Origin of the sequence: Craterilacuibacter sp. (genome assembly GCF_051659485.1) — a bacterium.
Taxonomy (GTDB): Bacteria; Pseudomonadota; Gammaproteobacteria; order Burkholderiales; family Chromobacteriaceae; genus Craterilacuibacter.
On sequence record NZ_JBOFOO010000055.1, the window covers coordinates 1 to 4,550 of the forward strand.

General features: G+C 60.8%; 4 protein-coding genes. 2 read left to right on the forward strand and 2 right to left on the reverse strand.

Annotated elements, in window-relative coordinates; translation table 11 throughout:
* The first annotated feature begins 345 nt into the window (after positions 1–345).
* On the forward strand, positions 346–1,980 hold the full coding sequence (locus ACRC1E_RS01725; protein WP_438513381.1) for a methyl-accepting chemotaxis protein: 1,635 nt from the start codon (positions 346–348) through the stop codon (positions 1,978–1,980).
* A gap of 30 nt (positions 1,981–2,010) precedes the next feature.
* Here ACRC1E_RS01725 and ACRC1E_RS01730 read toward each other — a convergent pair whose 3' ends face one another.
* Entirely contained in the window at positions 2,011–2,511 is a 501-nt protein-coding gene (locus ACRC1E_RS01730) for a MarR family winged helix-turn-helix transcriptional regulator (protein WP_438513382.1), read from the reverse strand.
* Between the two features lie 113 nt (positions 2,512–2,624).
* Here ACRC1E_RS01730 and guaD point away from each other — a divergent pair, with 113 nt between their 5' ends.
* Positions 2,625–3,923 (forward strand): guanine deaminase, encoded by a 1,299-nt coding sequence (gene guaD / locus ACRC1E_RS01735; protein ID WP_438513383.1) that lies wholly within the window; start codon positions 2,625–2,627, stop codon positions 3,921–3,923.
* Between the two features lie 72 nt (positions 3,924–3,995).
* On the opposite strand, the gene ACRC1E_RS01740 is transcribed toward guaD, so the two are convergent.
* Positions 3,996–4,550, reverse strand: a 555-nt coding sequence (locus ACRC1E_RS01740; protein WP_438513384.1) for a solute carrier family 23 protein, incomplete at its 5' end; no start/stop codon positions are given.

Below are 4,550 nucleotides of genomic sequence, written 5' to 3' on the forward strand. Positions count from 1 at the left end.
GAAAAAGGCAATCTGTTTCTGGCCTTGGGGCGCTACAACGGTAGCCGTGGCCGCGCCGAGTATCCGGACATGGTGCGGGGTGCATGGCAGAAAAACTGGTCATGGTCGCCGCCCGCGACGCTGCGGCAGACATCCTTACCCTAGAAACCCGCCGATGGCGGGTTTTTTATGCAGATAGCGCCGGTTTTATCCGGGGATTGTCCTGCGCCTTCAATCGCCTGTGATGAGGCATTTCTATACGCATCTGTAATGCTGCGTATATGTCATTTTTATGTAATTATGCGCAGGCTTGATAAATAACAACCTTGGTTTGCAAAATTGAAGGGAAGCAGGATGCTGAAAAAGATGACCATAGGTCAACGCGTCGCTTTGCTGGCCAGCAGCCTGTTGCTGTTCGTTTGCGTGATAGGGGGCGTCGGTCTGGCCGCGCTTAACCGGGTCGATGTCAATCTGGAGGATCTGCTGGATAACGATGTCGCATTCAGCCTCCAGATGGATAGGCTGGAGAGCGATATGCTGCGGGTGCGTCAGGCGGAGAAAGACATTCTGTTGAGTCTGGGCAATCCTGCGGATAGCGAAAAAACGCTGGCCTCGACCAAGATCAAGTTCGACAAGAGCGTGGCGGTACTGAGCGCCGGTGTCAAAGAGGCGCGCACCCTGACGCATCTGGCGGATAAGCAGGGCGAGCTTGCTGCGCTGGAGGGCAATATCGCAGCCTATCGCCAAGGGATGGAGGCGCTGTATCTGCGCCTGCAGTCCGGTGAAATGACCCAGGCCAATCAGGCCGATGCCGCGATTGCGCCATTCAAGACCCAGCTATATGCCTTGCGTGACCAGGTGGCTAGCTTGGGCGAACAGGCCGATGCTTATATCGACTCGGCGGATGCGCGGATGGAGGCCATGCTGGCCGATATCCGTAGCCTGCTGCTGGGCGCTCTGCTGCTGGCCTTGGTGCTGGGCGTGCTGCTGGCGGTATTGATCGTGCGCTCTATCACCCGTCCGCTGGGTGTGCTGCAAGCGAGCATGCGTCAGGCGGCGGCACAGAATGACCTGACCATCCGGGTCGACACCTCCGGGCAGGACGAAGTCAGCGAAACCGCACGCGCACTGGCTACCTTGCTGGGTAATCTGTCGGCTTTTGTCGAGCGTACCCGTGGCGACGCGCAGCGCGTCAGCACCACCTCGCATTCGATGTCCGATATTGCATCGCGCATTACCGAAGCGACGCGCGCACAGGCCGATGCCTCGTCTTCGACGGCTGCCGTGGTCGAACAGATGACGACAGGTATTAGCCGCGTAGCAGAGCATGCTTCTCAGATGGCTGGCGAAGCGCGCTCCAGCATGGAAATGTCGGTTACCGGTAGCCGGGTCGCCGGAGAGGCCGCCTCAGAAATGACTGAAATCGCCAAGGTCATCCGTATTTCCGAAGCCAGTATTGCGAGCCTAAGCCAGCGCTCCAGCGAGATCGGCAGCATTGTCGGCGTGATCCGCAAGATTGCCGAGCAGACCAATCTGCTGGCGCTGAATGCCGCGATCGAGGCGGCGCGTGCCGGCGAGAGCGGGCGTGGCTTTGCCGTGGTGGCCGACGAAGTGCGCAAGCTGGCCGAGCGTACGGCGCAGGCGACCAATGAAATCTCGTCCAAGATCAGCCTGGTGCAGGGTGAAACCCAGGCGGCGGTCAGTAGTATGCAGCAGGCTGCCGGGCAGGTGAGCAGCGGGGTCGAACTGAGCCGGTCCGTCGCCGAAACGCTGGAAACCCTGCGCGAGCTGTCGGCCCAAGTGCTGGGCAAGACCGACGAAATTGCCGCTGCGATGCAGGAGCAGAGCCATGCCAGCCAAGAGGCGGCGCGCAGTGTGGAGCATATTGCCAAGATGAGCGAGAGCAATAGCCGCTCGGTGGCCGAATCGGCCGGCATGGCCAGCCAATTGTCGCAATTGTCCAGCGAACTGAGCCAGGAAATCGGCCGCTTCCGTACCTAAGCCCGGCATGAGGCCGGCTTGCCCGGCCTCTTAATCCTTTTGCGCCAGCAATAGCTTTTTCAATAGCGCCGCCAGTTGTACGCGTTCGGCTTGATCCAGCGGCTCCAGCAGTTCCGCCTCGGCCGCCAGATGGTGGCTGACCGCATCTTCTATCACCGCCAGCCCCTTGCCTGTCAGCGCCACGATCACGCCGCGCCTGTCGTGCGGGTCGGCGCTGCGCGTCACCAGCGCCGCCTTTTCCAGCTGGTTGATGCGGTTGGTCAGCGCGCCGGATGAAATCAGTACCATATTCTGCAACTGGCCCGGTGACAGCTGGAAAGGTGTGCCGGCGCGGCGTAGCGCCGCCAGCACGTCGAATTCGCCGACATTGATCTGGTGCAATGCCAGATCCTGCAGTACACGGCGGGTGATGAAATACTCCATGCGCGCAATGCGGCCGATAACTTCGGTAGAGGAGGGGTCAAGGTCGGGACGGACATCGCGCCACAGGGCAACGATCTGGTCGATCTGGTCGGCGGGGGAGTGGTCCATAAACACGGGGTTTGGGCGGGTTAAGAACGGGCGCGAGCTTAACATGGATAGAGCATACTTTGCCGTGTGTGGATGTTTCCAGATAAAATATCTTTATTTGAAGATTCGACACCATGAAAACAGCTATCCGCGGCGCGCTGCTCACCTTCAAGGACGATCCCTTCGTGCGCGACATGCAGGACTGCATGGTGTACGAAGACGACGCCGTTGTGGTGATGGAAGACGGCAAGATCGCCGCCGTCGGCCCTGCCGCCACCATCCTGCCTACCCTGCCCCAAGATCTGGAAGTCACGCGCTACACCGATAGCGTGATCCTGCCCGGCTTTATCGACAGCCATGTCCACTATCCGCAGACCGAGATGATTGCCGCCTACGGCGAGCAGCTGATCGACTGGCTGAACAACTACACCTTCATCACCGAGCAGGGTTTCGCCGACAAGGACCATGCCGCCGAGGTTGCGTCGGTGTTTCTCAAAGAGCAGCACAAGAACGGCGTCACCAGCGCCTGCGTATTCGGCACTGTGTTCCCGCAGTCGGTCGATGCGCTGTTCGAGGAGGCTGCCAACTACGATATGCGCATCATGGCCGGCAAGGTGTGCATGGACCGCAATGCTCCAGAGGCCTTACTCGACACACCGCAGCGCGCCTACGATGAATCGAAAGTGCTGATCGAGCGCTGGCACGGCAAGGGCCGCGCCGAGTATGTGATCACCCCGCGCTTCGCGCCAACGTCGAGCCCGGAGCAGCTGGAAATGCTCGGTGCGCTGGCTCGCGAGTTTCCGAATACGCTGATCCAGTCGCACCTGTCGGAAAACCGTGGCGAGGTCGAATGGGTGAAGTCGCTGTTCCCTGCTTGCCGCGACTATACCGATGTCTACCAGCGCTTTGGCCTGTTGCGCGAGCGCGCGATTTACGGCCACGGCATCCACCTGTCCGAGGCCGAACTCGAGGTGCTGTCCGCCACCGGCACCGCCATCGCGCACTGCCCGACATCCAACTTCTTCCTCGGCTCCGGCTGCTTCAACGTCAAGCAGGCGCGTGACGCGCGCCGCCCGGTCAAAGTGGGTTTGGCGACCGATCTGGGGGCAGGCACCAGCTTCTCCATGCTGCAGACCATGAACGAAGCGTACAAGGCCGCGCAGCTGAGTGGCTACGCGCTGTCTGCCGGTCATGCCTTCTATCTCGCCAGCCGCGGCAGCGCCGAGGCGCTAGGCCTTGCGGACAAGATAGGCAGCATCGAAGTCGGCAAGGAAGCCGACCTTGCCGTACTGAACCTCAAGTCGACGCCCATCATCGAGTACCGCATGAAGTATGCACGCGATATCCATGAGGCCTTGTTCGTCCAGATGACACTGGGCGACGACCGGGCGATTGCAGCGACCTATATCGCCGGGCGGAGGGTATGGGGTTGAGGGGGAATAGGGATTGAGGAATGGAATGGCCGGCTCCCGAGTCCCGGATCCCCATTCCCTGCTCCCGATTTTTTACAAAAACAGATAACGCGCGATAAACAGGCCGGCGATGACCACGATGGGCAGCGACAATTGTTTGCCCTGGCCGGTGGCGAGCTTGGTGATCACATAGGTGATGGCACCGAAGGCGATGCCGTCGGCGATGGAGAAGGTGAAGGCCATGGTGGTGATGCAGGCGATGGCCGGCGCGGTTTCGGTCAGCTCGTCCCACTCCAGATGGGTGAGGCTGCGCAACATCAGGATGGCGACGTAGAGCAGCGCCGGGGCAGTGGCGTAGCCGGGCACCATCGCCGCCAGCGGCGCGAATACCAGAGCGGCGATAAACAGGCCGGCGATGACCACGGCGGTGAGGCCGGTACGTCCGCCGGCGGCGATGCCGGTGGTCGATTCGATATAGCTGGTGGTGCTGGAGGTGCCCAACAGTGCGCCGGCGCTGATCGCTGCCGAATCAGCCAGCAGCGCACGCTTGAGGCGCGGCAGTTTGCCGTCTTTATCCAGAAAGTTGCCGCGCTCGGCGATGGCAATCAGCGTGCCCGAAGTCTCGAACAGACTCATCAAAAAGAAGGA

What these genes read in the sequence shown, in the direction of transcription:
- ACRC1E_RS01730 (WP_438513382.1), bottom strand. Translation starts at nt 2,511, where the DNA reads ATGGACCACTCCCCCGCCGACCAGATCGACCAGATCGTTGCCCTGTGG.
- guaD (WP_438513383.1), top strand. Translation starts at nt 2,625, where the DNA reads ATGAAAACAGCTATCCGCGGCGCGCTGCTCACCTTCAAGGACGATCCC.
- ACRC1E_RS01725 (WP_438513381.1), top strand. Translation starts at nt 346, where the DNA reads ATGACCATAGGTCAACGCGTCGCTTTGCTGGCCAGCAGCCTGTTGCTG.